This window comes from Psychroserpens sp. BH13MA-6 (assembly GCF_052983595.1).
In genome coordinates this window covers 496,423-512,430 of sequence record NZ_JBRJGE010000001.1, presented here as the reverse complement: position 1 = coordinate 512,430, position 16,008 = coordinate 496,423, and the positions used below count along the sequence as shown (strand labels likewise).

Annotated in this window: 18 protein-coding genes; 10 read left to right on the top strand and 8 right to left on the bottom strand. The window is 35.9% G+C overall.

The window, feature by feature from the left end:
* Window positions 1-12: 12 nt before the first annotated feature.
* A complete protein-coding gene (locus ACU8DI_RS02175; protein ID WP_447111093.1) occupies window positions 13-1,140 on the bottom strand; it encodes a glycosyltransferase family 2 protein in 1,128 nt (375 codons plus the stop codon).
* 3 nt (window positions 1,141-1,143) lie between these two features.
* Window positions 1,144-2,115: a lysylphosphatidylglycerol synthase domain-containing protein gene (locus ACU8DI_RS02170; protein WP_447111092.1), complete on the bottom strand. Its 972-nt coding sequence runs from the start codon at window positions 2,113-2,115 to the stop codon at window positions 1,144-1,146.
* Window positions 2,116-2,141: 26 nt separating this feature from the next.
* On the opposite strand from ACU8DI_RS02170, the gene ACU8DI_RS02165 reads away from it, so the two are divergent.
* From ACU8DI_RS02165 to ACU8DI_RS02125, 9 genes are all read left to right on the top strand, one after another.
* Complete coding sequence (locus tag ACU8DI_RS02165) at window positions 2,142-2,777, top strand: cell envelope biogenesis protein OmpA (RefSeq protein WP_447111091.1); 636 nt, start codon at window positions 2,142-2,144, stop codon at window positions 2,775-2,777.
* Window positions 2,777-3,331, top strand: coding sequence for a crossover junction endodeoxyribonuclease RuvC (gene ruvC, locus ACU8DI_RS02160; protein ID WP_447111090.1), 555 nt, complete (start codon window positions 2,777-2,779; stop codon window positions 3,329-3,331). Before ACU8DI_RS02165 ends, ruvC begins: the two co-directional genes overlap by 1 nt.
* Window positions 3,328-4,458, top strand: coding sequence for a radical SAM family heme chaperone HemW (hemW, locus tag ACU8DI_RS02155; RefSeq protein WP_447111089.1), 1,131 nt, complete (start codon window positions 3,328-3,330; stop codon window positions 4,456-4,458). Before ruvC ends, hemW begins: the two co-directional genes overlap by 4 nt.
* The gene (locus ACU8DI_RS02150) at window positions 4,459-5,208 is read left to right on the top strand and encodes a cyclase family protein (RefSeq protein WP_447111088.1); all 750 of its coding nucleotides are present in this window, start codon (window positions 4,459-4,461) and stop codon (window positions 5,206-5,208) included.
* A 2-nt stretch (window positions 5,209-5,210) separates the two neighbouring features.
* Entirely contained in the window at window positions 5,211-5,564 is a 354-nt protein-coding gene (locus ACU8DI_RS02145) for a DUF4260 domain-containing protein (RefSeq protein WP_447111087.1), read from the top strand.
* A gap of 2 nt (window positions 5,565-5,566) precedes the next feature.
* Complete coding sequence (locus ACU8DI_RS02140; protein ID WP_447111086.1) at window positions 5,567-6,178, top strand: DUF4230 domain-containing protein; 612 nt, start codon at window positions 5,567-5,569, stop codon at window positions 6,176-6,178.
* Window positions 6,179-6,206: 28 nt separating this feature from the next.
* Window positions 6,207-6,575: an MmcQ/YjbR family DNA-binding protein gene (locus ACU8DI_RS02135; protein WP_447111085.1), complete on the top strand. Its 369-nt coding sequence runs from the start codon at window positions 6,207-6,209 to the stop codon at window positions 6,573-6,575.
* 36 nt (window positions 6,576-6,611) lie between these two features.
* A complete protein-coding gene (locus tag ACU8DI_RS02130; protein ID WP_447111084.1) occupies window positions 6,612-7,190 on the top strand; it encodes a PhnA domain-containing protein in 579 nt (192 codons plus the stop codon).
* 263 nt (window positions 7,191-7,453) lie between these two features.
* Complete coding sequence (locus tag ACU8DI_RS02125) at window positions 7,454-7,735, top strand: STAS domain-containing protein (RefSeq protein ID WP_447111083.1); 282 nt, start codon at window positions 7,454-7,456, stop codon at window positions 7,733-7,735.
* Between the two features lie 3 nt (window positions 7,736-7,738).
* Here the strand turns inward: ACU8DI_RS02125 and ACU8DI_RS02120 are convergent, their stop codons facing one another.
* The 5 genes from ACU8DI_RS02120 to ACU8DI_RS02100 all read right to left on the bottom strand — a co-directional run bounded on the left by ACU8DI_RS02120 (window position 7,739) and on the right by ACU8DI_RS02100 (window position 13,233).
* Window positions 7,739-8,197 carry a YybH family protein gene (locus tag ACU8DI_RS02120; RefSeq protein WP_447111082.1) on the bottom strand — a complete coding sequence of 153 codons (459 nt, stop codon included), beginning with the start codon at window positions 8,195-8,197 and terminating at the stop codon, window positions 7,739-7,741.
* A gap of 37 nt (window positions 8,198-8,234) precedes the next feature.
* Window positions 8,235-9,335, bottom strand: coding sequence for a DUF4407 domain-containing protein (locus tag ACU8DI_RS02115; RefSeq protein WP_447111081.1), 1,101 nt, complete (start codon window positions 9,333-9,335; stop codon window positions 8,235-8,237).
* Between the two features lie 100 nt (window positions 9,336-9,435).
* On the bottom strand, window positions 9,436-10,284 hold the full coding sequence (locus tag ACU8DI_RS02110; RefSeq protein WP_447111080.1) for a hypothetical protein: 849 nt from the start codon (window positions 10,282-10,284) through the stop codon (window positions 9,436-9,438).
* A 175-nt stretch (window positions 10,285-10,459) separates the two neighbouring features.
* Window positions 10,460-12,865 (bottom strand): M56 family metallopeptidase, encoded by a 2,406-nt coding sequence (locus tag ACU8DI_RS02105; protein WP_447111079.1) that lies wholly within the window; start codon window positions 12,863-12,865, stop codon window positions 10,460-10,462.
* Between the two features lie 2 nt (window positions 12,866-12,867).
* Window positions 12,868-13,233: a BlaI/MecI/CopY family transcriptional regulator gene (locus tag ACU8DI_RS02100; RefSeq protein WP_447111078.1), complete on the bottom strand. Its 366-nt coding sequence runs from the start codon at window positions 13,231-13,233 to the stop codon at window positions 12,868-12,870.
* A 125-nt stretch (window positions 13,234-13,358) separates the two neighbouring features.
* Between ACU8DI_RS02100 and ACU8DI_RS02095 the strand changes: the two genes are divergently transcribed.
* Window positions 13,359-14,756 (top strand): M28 family peptidase, encoded by a 1,398-nt coding sequence (locus ACU8DI_RS02095; RefSeq protein ID WP_447111077.1) that lies wholly within the window; start codon window positions 13,359-13,361, stop codon window positions 14,754-14,756.
* On the opposite strand, the gene ACU8DI_RS02090 is transcribed toward ACU8DI_RS02095, so the two are convergent.
* Entirely contained in the window at window positions 14,757-16,007 is a 1,251-nt protein-coding gene (locus tag ACU8DI_RS02090) for a DoxX family protein (RefSeq protein WP_447111076.1), read from the bottom strand.
* Between the last annotated feature and the right edge of the window lies 1 nt (window position 16,008).

The following is a 16,008-nucleotide window of genomic DNA, read 5'->3' as shown; positions in this document are numbered from 1 at the left end:
ATGATAAAAGCACTATTTTGTGAAGGCTCTGTCTTTCCATTTATAACGACTGAAAACTGAGAGAAAGGCTACATAAACATTAAAAAATGGATAGATGATACAAGCAAAGAAGTAGGACGGTAAACTGTACTCTTGTCCAAAAAATCGAGCGCTTTTAAAAATCAATAACAAATCAATAAGACTTTTGACTATAAAAGTATATAACAGGCTTTTTAAAGAGATAATTTGAAGTACATATAATAGTGGTAAACACACCAGTAAGGCATTGGTAACAAGTACTATAAATCCAGTCATTTTGCCAAGGAACCGTTTGTATTTTGATGTTTTTGAAGCCCATCTCACACGCTGTGCAACAATTGCTTTCCATGTTGTTTGTGGTTTGGTAGTTACAGTGAGTTGCGGATTTTTTATGTAATGCACTGCCTTTTTATCGTGGCTTAAAGCCTTTTCTAACAGAAATATATCATCACCACTAGCAATATCTGTATTCCCTGAAAACCCATTAAGTGCTTCAAATAAGGATGTTTTGTAAGCAAAGTTAGCACCATTACACATTAGTGGCTTATTTATACCAAATCCTCCAATCGTGATGCCTTGTAAACTCAATATTTCCAATAATTGAAAACGTTCGAAAAAGGAGTTGGCTTGGCCGTAAGTAACTGGAGCTACTAACATTTGGACTTTGTGTTCTTGAATATAACAATCCAAACCGTCCAACCAGTATTTGGGGAGGATACAATCGGCATCAGTTGTTACAATCCACTGGTATTTAGCTTGTTTGATAGCTGTAGTAATAGCGTCTTTTTTAGGAGCGCTAGTTTGGCGTTCATTGTTTAAAATCGTGAGCGAGATACTGTTTAAAATGGATCGTTCTTTTTCGATGCAGCTCAAGGAATCATCAGTAGATTCATCATTTACGAGGATAATTTCATAGAGCGACTTAGGGTAGTTCAATTTTGAAAGTGATTTTAATAATGGCGGTAAATTTTCAGCTTCATTACGAAAGGGCACAACAATGGTAAACGTTGTTTTTGGAGCAATATCTTTTAATTTATAATCAACCACTTTATCAAAACCATAAATAAAGCTTCCGATTAGAAACACGTAACACAAGAGGATAATAAAAAGAAGACTCAACATAATTTATGGTTTTGCTTTAGACAATTTAAAGTTTAGTACATAATAACTGCCTAAAATACTAGGGAGCACAAAATTAAGTAACCACATAAGTGTAATAATACTCAATACTGTAAATTCATTCACGCCTACAATTGTAAATAGATAGATGGCAACACTACCTTTTATAATGACATCAAAAATAAATATAGCAGGAATCACTGAAGCTAGTAAGTACATCGTAGTGATAACTACCATAGCATTAAAATAACTCACATCTACGCCAAACATCAGCAGGAGGTAATAAAACTGAAAAGAAAAGATGAGGTATCTAATCGCAGATAGCCAAAACGTCTTAAAAATAAGTTGCTTTGATAGTTGGCTAAAGAAATGCTTTAATCGTTCTAATGAAAACCCTTTAATCTTGAATTTGTCTTGCTTTAATGTAAATAGGGCAATAAAGGCTATCGTTAAAATGATCATTATTAGCCGAATGACTTTATAGTAATTGATATTCAGATCGTATTTTGAGTACATCACATAACATCCGATAACTCCAAAGATAACAGTAATGCTCATTTGCATAACGTTACCTAGTAGATTGAGAAGCATTATCTGTTTCCGCTTTGAAGCATGATAATACATAGCTTTTGCGCCATATTCACCAATTCTATTTGGTGTTAACAAGGAGGCAGTGAGGGATCCGAGACTTTGTTCAGTTGCACTTGTGAAGTTTATGGATGAAACACTATTTACTAAAGTTCTCCATTTTAATATTTCAAAAAACCAGTTCAAACTAGACAATATGACTAAAAAACTGATGTTTTTGAAAGAAAAGACGTTCTTTTCAGACAAAAACGCTAAAAATTGCTTGAAATCTAAATCACGATTGTCGGTCAATTTATGATAGATAAAATAAAAAGCACCAACAACGATACTTAATTTGATAAGTACAAAAAAGAATTGTTTAGTTTTGTAAGGAAGGCTGCCAAAATGCATAGTACAAATTAAACGATTATAATCATATGACCTCAAATTATAGACTTCAAAAATTAAGTATATTGATGTTATGCTTAAGCAGTGTGCTGTATTTGAATGCTCAAAAAAGTACCAATAAATGGAAAGCACAGATAGCGTTAGGTGTTAATAGTCCATCCCAATCGGGTTTTGTTGAAGCTTTTCAAAGTAAATCTTTAAATTTTCCAACCGTTCACTTAGGTATTCAACACATGTTTAAAAAGCAATTAGGCGCTAAGTTAGACTTTGGTTTTAACCGATTTTCTAGTGATGACAATTCTATTGATTTCAAAACGAATTATACGAGACTCAATGTGCAATTAGTTTATGACCCAACGGAGTCTATTGGATTTTTGCCAACACGATTTGGATTAGTAGCACACGCAGGTCCTGGTTACTCCTTTATAAGGCCTTTAGGGGATTATAGCGGTAATCAAACTTCTTTTTTTAATGTCATGGCTGGATTAGAAATACATTATGCCATGTCTCAATATATGTCCGTACATACGGATGTCTCCTATATCCTAGGATTTGGTGAGGATTTTGACCCTATTACGGACGGTTATGGGGCTTTTAATAGCGATCTTTTGACGGTTACTTTAGGAGTAACCTTCTCATTAAGCGGTTGTCAATATTGCGATTGATGGCTACAGAAAAAATCATATTGGGTATTGATCCAGGTACAACTATTATGGGTTTTGGTCTCATTAAAGTAGTAGGAAAAAAAATGACTTTTCTACAATTGAATGAACTGGACTTAAAAAAGTACAGTGATCATTATCTGAAATTGAAACTTATTTTTGAACGAACTGTGGAGCTCATCGATACCCATCATCCAGATGAAATTGCTATTGAAGCACCATTTTTTGGTAAAAATGTTCAAAGTATGCTGAAGCTAGGACGTGCTCAAGGTGTGGCCATGGCAGCGGGATTGTCAAGAGAAGTACCTATTACGGAATACTCACCTAAAAAAATAAAAATGGCTATTACAGGCAATGGAAATGCCAGTAAGGAGCAAGTCGCCAAAATGTTACAAAGTTTATTAGATCTCAAAACACTACCTAAAAACCTCGATGCTACAGATGGATTAGCCGCAGCTGTTTGTCATTTTTATAATGCAGGACGCGTTGAAATTGGTAAGAGTTATTCGGGTTGGTCGAGTTTTGTCAAGCAAAATGAAGATCGTGTAAAGAAATGAGTGGTATTTATATCCATATTCCATTTTGTAAACAGGCTTGTCATTATTGTGATTTTCATTTTTCAACAACCTTGAAACATAAAGATTCACTTATCAAAGCATTGGTAAAAGAACTGATACTTCGAAAAGATGAGTTTCACAATACCACCATTGAAACAATCTACTTTGGCGGTGGAACGCCGTCCCTACTAACGCTAGAAGAATTACATTTTATAATAACGTCTGTTTATACGCATTATGACGTATCAGATAGGCCTGAAATCACTTTAGAGGCGAATCCAGATGATTTGTCAGCCATAAAAATCGATATGTTGGCGGCAAGTCCAGTTAATCGACTTTCGATCGGTATTCAATCTTTTTTTGAGCAAGACCTCAAATTGATGAATCGTGCTCACGATGCCGAGGAAGCCAGAGCTTGTTTGGAAAAAGCCTGTGACACTTTTAGTAATATTTCCATCGATTTAATTTATGGAATTCCTGGTTTAAGTCATGAACGTTGGATAGAAAATATTGATATAGCGCTAAGTTATGGCATTCCACATATATCAAGTTATGCATTAACAGTTGAGCCGAAAACGGCTCTAGAAAGCTTTATTAAAAAAGGGCTTGTAGATGCGGTTGATGATGACATAGCGCAAGAACAATTTCATATATTGGTAGATAAATTGGAGCGTCATAATTTCATACATTATGAGCTTTCTAATTTCGGGAAAGAACGTTTTTTCAGTAGAAATAATTCGGCCTATTGGCAAGGGAAGCCTTATTTAGGTATTGGACCATCGGCACACTCTTTTAATGGTACACAACGCAGTTGGAACGTACGAAATAATTCAAAATATATAAGAGCCATTGAGAATCATGAGTTGCCATTAGAAATGGAAACGTTGACGCTTACCGATAAATACAATGAGTATATTATGACGGGACTACGAACCATTTGGGGAGTCTCACTAGAAAAAGTCAAGCATGATTTTGGTGTCAGCTATAAGGACTATTTATTACTTCAGGCGGAACCTTTTATAACGCAACATTTATTGTATATTGATGATGAAAAACTGAAGATTACTAAAAAAGGAAAATTTTTAAGTGACGGGATCGCATCCGATTTATTTAAACTCAATTTATAAATGCAAGCAACCATACAATATAATTCTAGAAAACTTCAAATTGATTTATCCAAACCCTTAGATATCTCCATTCCTATGCGTGCATCTCAGGAGAATGTCAATGCCTGGTACATCGACGCACCAAAAATTGAAGCTGAGGTTATTGAAGGTGATACCATCAGTGTTGAGAAAGGTGCTGCCGTGAATTTCAATACCATTCATTTTAATCCGCATGCACACGGAACACATACGGAGTGTGTTGGACATATCACTAAAAAAGTCTACTCTGTTAACAAGCATCTGAAGCAGTTTTTTTTCTTAGCAGAGGTGGTCACCGTAGCACCAGAGAAATTAATGAAAGATACCATCATTTCTAAGAAACAGTTGCAATTTGCTTTAGGTAACAAGAAACGTGATGCTATTGTGATTCGGACAATTCCGAATATGAAAGAAAAATTGTCTCGACAATATTCCAATAGCAATTGGACGTATTTGAAAGAGGATGCTATCAAGTTTTTGGTAAAAAAGGGCATCAAACATTTACTCATTGATTTACCCAGTGTGGATAGAGAGGAAGATGGTGGCGAGCTTAGAGGTCATAAAGCTTTTTGGAATTACGATGGAAAATTAAGAAAAGATTGTACCATCACTGAGATGATCTATGTGCCTAACACAGTAGCCGACGGCGAGTATTTCTTGAACCTCCAGATTGCACCGTTTGAAAATGACGCCTCACCTAGCAAACCTATATTATATAAAGTCTTGGAATAAAAATGGAAAAATTGCTCAAATTAGAAGAGCTTGCAATGTTGATACTAGGCATCATTGTTTTTAGTCAGCTACCTTTTAGCTGGTGGTGGTTTTTAGTGTTGATCCTCTTACCAGACTTAGGAATGTTAGGCTATCTAATAAATTCAAAAGTTGGTGCCGTAACATACAATATTTGCCATCATAAAGGCTTGGCATTGTGTTTGTACTTCATTGGTGTCTATTTTGAGATGCCTATATGGCAACTTAAAGGTATTATCATATTCTCACATGCATCTTTGGATCGCATTTTTGGCTACGGACTTAAGTTTGAAGATGCCTTTAACCATACGCATTTAGGTAAAATAGGAAAAAACTAATTATGGAAACGTTTTTAATCATTATTTTAAGCATACTTGTGACTTTAGGTGTTGTAACGCTTATCAAGCAATTTCGTAAAAAGCAACAAACCCATTCGCAATCGGTCATTTTATTAGACAAGATTAAAAAGGTGTGCAAGTTTATTACGGTAGAAGGCGATTTCGCTGAAATTTATCATTACGAAGATGTCAAAGAACGGTTTTTGAAGTTGATTTCTAGTAGAAAAAAAGCACTGGTAGTCATCAATGCAAAAGCCCATGTAGGTTTTGATTTATCTAAAATTAAAATGACATCTGATGTTAAGAGCAAAACGGTTACCTTATTCCATTTTCCACAGCCGGAAGTATTAAGTATCGAAACCGATTTAAATTATTACGATAAAAAGGATGGCATGTTTAACAAATTTGAAGCCTCTGACCTTACGGAGTTACACAATGAAGCGAAATTGCATATCATGAACAAAGTGCCTGAAAGCGGCTTGTATGAGATTGCGAAAAGAGAAGCCTTGGAATCGGTGTTGCTTATTGAATCTATAGTAGAAACTATTGGTTGGAAGCTAGACTATGCAGCATTGAAAATAGAGGCAAAGGAGGTAAAGGCTTTAAAATCCTAAGGTTTTTTAAATTCATAAATTTTTCGGAATGAACATTGAACAATTACGAGACTACTGTCTGCAAAAAAAAGGCGTCAGTGAAACCTTTCCATTCGATGCCGATACGCTAGTGTTTAAGGTCATGGGTAAAATGTTTGCCTTATTTCCATTAGAAAAATGGGAAATGGGTAAAGGTTCAGTTAATTTAAAATGTGATCCAGATTATGCTGAAGAATTAAGAGCAGAATATCACAGTATTGAGGCTGGATGGCACATGAGTAAAAAGCATTGGAACTCTCTTTACATTTACAAGGGCGAATTAAGACCTCAACTCGTTCTTGAATTGATTGATCATTCGTATGACTTAGTGGTAAAAGGCTTACCAAAAAAATTAAGAGCAGATTTATCCAATGAATGATATGAATATTTTAACTATCATTGCAAAAAAAATAACATGAGCGTATTACAAACGTTACAAGAGCGAAGCAACAATTCTTGTGAATTGTGTCAATCTACTGCGAACTTAAGTCAGTACACCATTCCACCTTCACTCAATGAAAATGTGGCTAATGATATTTTGGTCTGTCGTACGTGCTTAGAGCAAATAGAAGAAAAAGCCGACATGGATGTGAATCATTGGCGCTGCTTGAATGATAGTATGTGGAGTGAACATGTAGCGGTTCAAATTATGTCTTGGCGTATATTACAGCGCTTACGGAATGAAGGTTGGCCTCAGGATTTATTGGATATGATGTATTTGGACGATGAGGCTATGGCACTCGCTCGAGCCACCGGAGAACATGAAGATGAAGCAAATAAAATTATTCATCGCGATTCAAATGGCGTTATTTTAGAAGCCGGTGATTCTGTGGTTTTAGTTAAAGATTTAAAAGTTAAAGGTTCAAGTATGGTGGCAAAACAAGGTACCGCTGTACGGAACATTCGATTGGATCACGAAAATGCTGAATATATAGAGGGAAAAGTAGATGGTCAGCAGATAGTCATCATCACACAATATGTGAAAAAGCTGTAAGCATAATCTCAAGTTTTAAACAGGACATTCTTAACACAAAGCCATGCGCTTGTGATGGTGATTTAATGCGTAACGCTCTTATTTTTAGGTATTCATCTATTTAGTGTTTGTAGTTTATCGAACAAAAGATGCTATTCATAATACAAAACCAGCCAATTATACATTTTATCGAATATATAGTATAAGCCATTCAAATTTTCGGATATTTATATCATAATAATATTGATTAATAGCTCCAAAAAACAACCTTAAATCGTATTATTATGAACTTAGAAATTACCAGTGCAAATAACTTTTTTAAAGTTAAGGGATCGTTAGATAGACATAACATCCATTTGTTCAAAAAGCAATTCAGAAACATTTTTGAGAAGTCCAATTCAATAACTGTAAGTATTGAGGATTTGACGAGTATTGACCGTTATGGTGTGAGTGCCATCGCTCAATTGCACAATGAGGCCTTGATGAAGAACAAACGTCTTTCAATTATTGGTTTAGGACATAACAACCTTTATGATCATTTTAAAACAAAAGAGGTCGCAGCATAATCATTAGCAGGACATATCTGCAATAATTTTCCACTGATTATCAATCTTTTTAAAGATAATCATAAAGACACCATTGGCATTTCCAATGTCACGCGTCAAGTGATATTCACCCATGACCCAATAATGATCTGCTTCGATTCGACTGATGTCATTGATGACAAATCGTAATATGCCACTTTCTGCTGAAGTTGGGTAAGCTTTTTTGTAGTTAGCTAGCGTATTTTCCCAACCATTAGTGAGACCATTACTCCCATAAAACTTCAGGTTGTCACTGTTCCGATAACCTTCCATAAAACCTTGCAAGTCATGATTATTCCAAGCCTTTTTTTGATCAGACATCACTTTTTTAATAGCAGCGATATCCTTATCATAGGTAGCTTCTGAAGCCAGTTTGATTTCTTCAGGAGTCGTCGTCTGACAAGAAATCAATAAAAAGGAGAGCAGATAAAACGAGTATTTCATACAATAGCTATTTAAAGAGCTATAAATATACTCAAATTTATAGGGCGTTTTTTTGATGCTCAAAAAAGGCGTCCGCTTGGAGCTGCATTAATTCACGGGCTTTTTTGCGTTTGTACTGATATAGCTCGTCCTCTTCAGCAATATCATTGTATATTTTATTATTGAGTTTTTGATCAGTTTGAAGAAGGATTTTACGTTCATTAACTTTTTGTTCCACCCAAGTTTTAACAGCGGTCTCAGCATCTTCTAACTTATAGTCGTATTCTCCTTTTGGAGATAATAGTTTTGCGAAAATAGGCGAGGTTTCAATGGCAAGGAACAATAGAAAAATAAAGAAAGATGGCAACCATGGTAATTCACCCAAGGCATTGACGCGCGCCATTAAACCATCAAAGCCATCAATAATAGGTTGTGATGTGCTCACCTGAAGTTCATAATCGGATTTTAGTTGTGCCAATTGTGCTTCTGTAGCTGCAATTTTTGATTTGTTCTCAGCTTTTAATGCTTGTAATTCTGCAAGGGCAGCATCATGTTTTTCGCGCTTTTCTTTATAAACAGGTCCTTTTCCCAACAATTCTGTACCTGCAGTCCCTTCAGCTTCTGAAATATAAATATCGTAAAGGGCATTGACCTCAGCTTCTTTAGTGGCTATTTCGGATTGTAAGGTTTGAATATCCGCTTTAAGGACTTGTTCGTCTGGTGTAAATTGTTCGGCAATCTGATTTTGATTCGCCAAGGTTAGGTCATTTTTTTGTTCTAAAAGTACCTGATTAATCTCTTTTTCAAATATTTTGAGTTCCATCGGTTTGGAGATGACTACCGCAATAATGACCGCTAAAATAATTCTTGGTGAGGCTTGTATAATTTCATCAATAATATGATTCCTTTTTTTTATGGTAGAGACTATAAATCGGTCAAGATTGAATATGAGTAAACCCCAAATGAACCCAAAAGCGATAGCTGCTAATAAATTATCGAAGACCGTATAAAGTGCATAACAGCAGGCGATGAATGCCATGACCGCGGTAAAAAAAACGGTAGCTCCAATACCAGCATATTTGTTTTGCTCGCCTATGGCACAATTATCCAGAATATCCGTATCGGCCCCAGAGCAAATGATGAAGAATTTTTTAAGCATGATGATTTGATTTTTGATTGATTGACTATTAGAACGCAAAAACCATGAGTTTGTTACATTATTTAACAGAAAGGCCATAGAAAGTGCTACCAATCAAAAGTCATTCATTCGAAGCACAATAAAGCTTGTTACTGTATTTGCCACTCACATATACATCACTATTCTTTTTAATAACGAATTCAGATAGACCGACGTTTGAAGGATTGTCTGGACTCCAATCGTAAGTATATCCTAATTGTGTCCATGGATAGCCATACTCACTAAAGATAGAGTCTGTGCAATCATTATATTGGAATGCTCTAGTATTATTAAACCATTGCCGATATTCAGGTGTCACATTTTGAGGCAGATTTAAGCCACAGGTGTGATCGTTGGTTTCATTATCTGGAGTAGGTCTGAATAGATCTTCAGGTTTTACCCATAATTCTAAAAAAAATGTTTCTACAGTTAAGGGTTGAAGTCCAAGAAGTTGTCTGAGTCTCATATTGGCATCTTTATATGTTTTATGAAAACTGATACAACTGTCTTTGATGATGGGTGCAATAGTCACCCAAATGACGCGTGAGCTGTCGTTAAATTTTCCGGAGTCGGGATACCATGCAGGATTTAACTTCCATGAAACTACTTTGATATGACGAATGCCATTGATAGTCTTAGTGACTAAATTTGGATCCGTTTCTAAATTAATAAGCTGATGACTAATTTCATGTGGTTCAGGATTTTGAGCATCGACCATAGCAGCTTCAAACAGTTTTTTTAAATGTGGAATGCTGTCATGAATGATTGGCAAAAGTCCAGGCATGTCCTCGTTTTTTGAAACTGTATGATTTGTTGAATTTTCGTCTGGTTGTTCTTCAGCTTTTTTACACTTGGTTAAATTGAAGCCTAAAACAATAAAAAAGATAAGGGAGAGTAGAATGGTAAGTTTTGGATTGTCTGCTTTTTGCATCATCTACAGTTTAAATGTTGATACCATGAAAGTTAGCCTTTGTTTTAATGGTATTTGACACTTAAAACACCCAAATCCCGAACCACGTAGATATACGTGGCTGGGATGCTTCTTGTGATGCCGTTCTATAATTTCGAAATCTCAGTTAAAAGCTAACAAAGACAATGTCTAGTCGCTATTCTTTAGTAATGTACACCAACGGCATTTTAGTATCCGTTTCTTTGGCTTTGATATTTAAATCCTTGTTGTTTTTCACAATTGAAATCGCTTTATCTGATGAGATTTCTTTGTTTTCATAATAAAATTTAGCATTCGTTTTCGCCATATCAACGATAAAATCTAAAGGCGATTGTGGAGGTGGTGGCGGTGGCGGTAATTCGACGATTTCAGCTTGAGTTTTCGAAATAGGAACTTCTACTTCTATGATTTCAGGTGCAGCTGGTGGTTGTACTTCTTTGATCTCAGGGAAATTTGATGAAACTGGAACTTCCACTTCTATAATTTCTGGAGTTTTAGGCGCAGGTGGTGGAGGTGGAGGTGGTAAATCACCATACTTATCAGTAACATCTGTTAATCCATATTGGTTTATCAAAGATTTGATTTTTTTGACGGTGTCTTTAGGGGATTCATCGAGATACTTAAATAACACATGTTTGTGACCCTTAGATTTTGCTAAAGACTTGAAGTCTTTGGTGATTGATGATATATCTGCTAATTTATTATTTGCTAATAGCTGACCCTTTTGATTCAGAAAGATTGTATAAGGTTCATTTTGAACCACAGCTTCTTTCGTCCATTTTACAAGTGTTTTTTCTGAATCGGACAATGGCATATTTGGACCATGTCCCTTGTCCGTTTTAGCAGGAGTAGGAGGTGGTGGTGGCGTTGGACACTCTGGAAACGCTTCAGCCTTCGCTTTTTGTGTTACGGTCATTAAACTATAAATAGACTCAAGTTGCTTGATATCTTTCAGTTTTATAACGCGTTGATCGTTCGGTTGTTCATTGTATTTTTTTGCTAGCGCATTGTAGGTTGCTAATTGTTTTGGCGTCGCCCCTTGTTGCGCTCTTTTTTTCGCAGGTAATGGCGCAGGCGGAAAGATTTGATACTTTTCTTTTTCCGAAGATGAGAAAGCCGCATAAGTTCTATCCATTTGCTCCTTGAGTATTTTTAATTCTGAATGCTTTGTAAGGGTTCCGTTTAGATAGGATTGAATAGCATTCGAATATTTCTTTGAAAGCGTGCGGTATGTCTTAACGTTTGATTCTTGGTAGTTCGCTTGAAACCCTTCCTGTGTAAAAAGACTGTATTGGTACGGCTGCGGATATTTCTCGCTTCTCGCATTAGTATGTACAAAACTACCACTAAAATGTACGATATCTTCCTTAGACATGTCCTCTAAACGATTATTAGAAATGGGCTTGCCGTTTAACCAAAGGGCATAAGTCTTGGTGTCTTTCCAGGACTCAAATTGTGAGGCATTTGGTCGAATAGCGGTTACTTTAGATAAATCGATTGATGGAATGTTTGGGTATGGAGCGACGGAAGCGCGTTGTTCCTGAGACATCAAATTATAAATTGAAACCATGCGCTCGTGAGCATTGCTGTATATTCGGTGGGTGGCATTGTATTCCGAAAGCAATTGCTTGTATTCGGTCATGAGTTCTTCAGACACGCCTTCAGTAGTTGGTGTCTGAATCAAGGCGGTTGCATCTTGGATGACTTGTTTTCTTTCTGTAAAACTATACAATAGTATAGCTAACAATGGTAAAAGCAGTAAACTGCGCAACCATATGGACGGTTTTGATGTTCTTGTTTTCATAACTGTAAATCGTTTTTTAATTGATGAATAATTAATGGCATTAGCCAAAGATTGATGCGTGGCTTTTGATGTGTAAGCCAATAGCGTGTTTTGATAATCAGCTGCTTGTATTCCATGATTCAAAACCGCTTGATCGGCTAAAAATTCATGGTTGAGTTTTATGTCTTCTTTGAGCATATAAATCAAAGGATTGAACCAAAATACAATTTGGAAGAATTCTATGATAATGATATCAAAACTGTGTTTTTGTAGGGCATGTGTTTGTTCATGTAAGAGGACTTCCTTTGGGATTTCATGTTTTTCGTATTTCTTCTTATTTAGAAAGAGATAGTTAAAAAAGGTATATGGCGTGACAAGATTCTGAATGAGTACATTTACGAAATTCTGGTTTTTGTGTTTGGGGTTATTGCGGATTCTCGATATAATTTGATTCAAATTGAATGCGAATTTCAGTAAAAAAGCAACGGCACCAATACCATATAAACTCCAAAGAATAATAGGTAGCTGATTCACTGGAGCATGCTGTATATCAATGTCTTCAGTGGATATGTCTTCGATAGGTAGTAGTAAGGATGCGTCCAGCATGACGGGTTCTACATATTCTACAAAGGCAATATTCGGAACAATAAAAGCAATGATGACAGCACCTAACAAGTAAAACCGTTTGAATTTGTGAATGCTCATCGATTCTAAAACCAATTTATAGAATGCCATCAGAATGGCAAGGCACGCACTAAATTTAAGAATGAAAATGAGCATGATTATTTGTTTTTTATTTCGTTGTCTATTAACGCTTTCAGATCTTCTAATTCCGATTTGGTTAAATCCGTTTCTTTCGTAAAAAATGACGCAAATTGAGAAGCACTATCATTAAAAAATGTTTTTATTAGTGAATTTACATGCTTGGAAAAATAATCTTTCTTTTTAACCAAAGGATAGTATTCACGCGACTTTCCATAGAGCTTGTAAGCAACAAAACCTTTGTCAATCATACGTTTTAAGAGGGTTGCAACAGTTGTTGTAGCTGGTTTAGGTTCAGGGTAGGCTTCCAATAGGTCCTTCATAAACGCCTTCTCCAATTTCCATAAATACTGCATTAGTTGCTCTTCTGTTTTTGATAATTGCATTGCTCTACGTTTTTAGAATGTACTCTACAAATGTAGAATAAAAAATGTAATTACCAAATAACCAGATCGATTATTTTGATTAAATCCACTATATTTGATGCAAATTTCTTTGAAAGCTCCCAACAATGAATAAAGCATATGTATTAGTAACCATCTTGTTTTTTGGTTCTTTGTGTTCCTACGGACAAAGTATTCAAGACCTTATAGATGAAGTCAGTCTGCCTCAATTAACTCAAAAAATCAACGAGTTTTCAGGTGAGATTCCCACAACTGTGAACGGTAATTCTGTGACCATAATTAACAGACAACAAGCCAATAATGATTTGGCGGCAGATTATTTGGTTGAACAATTTCAAGCCATGGATAATCTGACGATAACCGATCAGGCGTTCAACAGTAATGGTAGGAACATCATTGCTACACAAGTTGGTAAGACCAATCCTAACAATATCTATATCATTTGTGCACATTATGATACGGTTGCAGATTATTGTGCCGATGATAATGCTACTGGAACAATTGCTGTTTTAGAAGTGGCAAGAATATTATCGCAACAATGTATGGATAACACCATTGTTTATGCCTTGTGGGACGAAGAAGAAATCGGGCTTTTGGGTTCTAATTTTTACGCCAATCAAGCGGTGGCTAATGGCGACAATATATTAGGTGTTTTAAACATGGATATGATGGGTTACGATAGCGATAGCCCAGGACAACCTGGAGATAATCAATTTGATATTGACTATCGGAATATCGCAGGTTCAGTCGCCATGAAAGACGATATCATTTCAGTGTTAAATTCATACACTTTTGATTTAAGCGTTGTTGAAGTCAATCCAGGAACCACAGCCAGTGACCATTCTAGTTTTTGGTTTGCTGGTAATTTTCCTAATGACGCCATTTCAGCTGTTTTGGTTGGTGAATCATGGGAAACAAATGACGAAACCCCATTTTATCACACTTCTGGTGATCGTGCTTCAACTTTAGATTTCCAATATTATCACGAAATGGTAAAGTTGATAACGGCATATACAGCCACTAAAGGTGGACTGTTAGATGTTGATAATACGGTGTCCCAAAATATGACGATGCTTACGTCCAATGAAGATTTGGCGTCTTCCTATCAATGGTACGATTGTGATACAGACATGGCTATAACAGGTGCAACAAGCCAAAGTTTTGTACCATCATCTAATGGAAATTATGCTGTCGAAATAACAATTGGTAGCTGTACGGAACGTAGTGAATGTCTGCTATTTGAAGCTCTAAATGTCGCCTCTTTTGAAGATGGTGAAGTCATCGTGTATCCAAACCCAGTTAAAAACCATTTGCAAATTGAATCGGGCAATATTTCCGACTTGGAAATGAAGCTTTATGATATGTCTGGAAAATTAGTAAGATCTATTCAAAGTGCCTCAGGAACTTTAACGACTATTGATGTGAAGCGTTTACCACAAGGGGTTTATTTTCTGAGTGTTTTGAATTCAGAAAAAGGAGGGACGTTCAAAATTATTAAGGAATAATTATCGATTATACGGCCTTTCATTAATCCAGTGAAATCCGCGTGATTTTAGTTCGAACGAATTCAAATCTTTTCGTCTCATTATTATTTGTAATGTGTCTTGTTCTAAGATACCTTCCAATGTCAAAATATCAGGATTCGAATTGTCGTAAGTAAAGTTGGAAAATCCAATTTCCGATTTAATTGGATATAATTTAATTAGATTCGTAATAGAATCAATTGTAAAGTGATAATTCTCTTTTTGGTCATCCATAAATTTAACCGTTGCGATATCTTTATAGTCAGATATGAAGTAACGCCAACGTTCATCATCCGTAACAAGTGGTGGAAGTGTATCTCCATTTTTAATAAAGTTACTGGTCTCCCAAATACCGTATAGTAAAGGTTTCTGGCGTTTATGTCCTCGTTCTCGTTCTGATTGATATCCAAAAACACAAATTAGCACTGTAAATACGCTTAATACAATAGCTTTGAGCCATATAATGGATTTATGGTAAGTCTTATGTTTAACGGGATAAAAATAATTAATCGCCTTAGTGGGTTGATTCTGAATAAAGACATTAACAAATCGTCGGATATCCGTAAAAAAAATAACGGCCGCCATTCCCACCAAGTGTGAAGACATCAGTTTGACCGGAATATCAAACATAAAATTCATAATTGCTACATGCGTCATAACACCCATAACGATAAATGCACCTAAGGTTTGTGTACGGCGTGGAATTAATAAAAGAGCGCCCAGTACTTCCATAAATCCAGTGAACATATTAAACCCTTCAGAATAACCCATATAGGTCCAAGCAAGACCCATGGGCGAATAATTACCCAAAGGCTCTAATAACCTCACTAAACTTGGTTGTGGAAATTGGATTTGAAAAATTTTGACAGCGCCGTAAAAACACATGGTGAAAATAAGGACGACTCTCAATAGCACTAAAAACCAATAAAAGAGGCGGTTGTAACTTTGGCGTTTTCTGTCTAATACTGTCCAAATGATTACAAGCATACCTGTTAATAGCACGTTCATGAATAACGTGACATAGGCATAGGTATGATCACCGCTGCCATAACCACTAACATCATATGCGTAATTAATCCCTAAACACGTGCTAGCTATCCATCTGAATGGTACCTCAAATAAAGAAGCGGTAAACGTGAGACATATGTATAATGAAAAGTAAGTAGCTGTAAATCGAAACCACAACTTTTGGCCAAAGGACCATTGTTCCAGGTATTCCTGATTTTTAAACATG

What these genes read in the sequence shown, in the direction of transcription:
- ACU8DI_RS02165 (WP_447111091.1), top strand. Translation starts at nt 2,142, where the DNA reads ATGACCTCAAATTATAGACTTCAAAAATTAAGTATATTGATGTTATGC.
- ACU8DI_RS02090 (WP_447111076.1), bottom strand. Translation starts at nt 16,007, where the DNA reads ATGTTTAAAAATCAGGAATACCTGGAACAATGGTCCTTTGGCCAAAAG.
- ACU8DI_RS02150 (WP_447111088.1), top strand. Translation starts at nt 4,459, where the DNA reads ATGCAAGCAACCATACAATATAATTCTAGAAAACTTCAAATTGATTTA.
- ACU8DI_RS02175 (WP_447111093.1), bottom strand. Translation starts at nt 1,140, where the DNA reads ATGTTGAGTCTTCTTTTTATTATCCTCTTGTGTTACGTGTTTCTAATC.
- ACU8DI_RS02135 (WP_447111085.1), top strand. Translation starts at nt 6,207, where the DNA reads ATGAACATTGAACAATTACGAGACTACTGTCTGCAAAAAAAAGGCGTC.
- ACU8DI_RS02130 (WP_447111084.1), top strand. Translation starts at nt 6,612, where the DNA reads ATGAGCGTATTACAAACGTTACAAGAGCGAAGCAACAATTCTTGTGAA.
- ACU8DI_RS02170 (WP_447111092.1), bottom strand. Translation starts at nt 2,115, where the DNA reads ATGCATTTTGGCAGCCTTCCTTACAAAACTAAACAATTCTTTTTTGTA.
- ACU8DI_RS02095 (WP_447111077.1), top strand. Translation starts at nt 13,359, where the DNA reads ATGAATAAAGCATATGTATTAGTAACCATCTTGTTTTTTGGTTCTTTG.
- ACU8DI_RS02125 (WP_447111083.1), top strand. Translation starts at nt 7,454, where the DNA reads ATGAACTTAGAAATTACCAGTGCAAATAACTTTTTTAAAGTTAAGGGA.
- ACU8DI_RS02110 (WP_447111080.1), bottom strand. Translation starts at nt 10,284, where the DNA reads ATGCAAAAAGCAGACAATCCAAAACTTACCATTCTACTCTCCCTTATC.
- ACU8DI_RS02115 (WP_447111081.1), bottom strand. Translation starts at nt 9,335, where the DNA reads ATGCTTAAAAAATTCTTCATCATTTGCTCTGGGGCCGATACGGATATT.
- hemW (WP_447111089.1), top strand. Translation starts at nt 3,328, where the DNA reads ATGAGTGGTATTTATATCCATATTCCATTTTGTAAACAGGCTTGTCAT.
- ACU8DI_RS02120 (WP_447111082.1), bottom strand. Translation starts at nt 8,197, where the DNA reads ATGAAATACTCGTTTTATCTGCTCTCCTTTTTATTGATTTCTTGTCAG.
- ACU8DI_RS02105 (WP_447111079.1), bottom strand. Translation starts at nt 12,865, where the DNA reads ATGCTCATTTTCATTCTTAAATTTAGTGCGTGCCTTGCCATTCTGATG.
- ACU8DI_RS02100 (WP_447111078.1), bottom strand. Translation starts at nt 13,233, where the DNA reads ATGCAATTATCAAAAACAGAAGAGCAACTAATGCAGTATTTATGGAAA.
- ACU8DI_RS02140 (WP_447111086.1), top strand. Translation starts at nt 5,567, where the DNA reads ATGGAAACGTTTTTAATCATTATTTTAAGCATACTTGTGACTTTAGGT.
- ruvC (WP_447111090.1), top strand. Translation starts at nt 2,777, where the DNA reads ATGGCTACAGAAAAAATCATATTGGGTATTGATCCAGGTACAACTATT.
- ACU8DI_RS02145 (WP_447111087.1), top strand. Translation starts at nt 5,211, where the DNA reads ATGGAAAAATTGCTCAAATTAGAAGAGCTTGCAATGTTGATACTAGGC.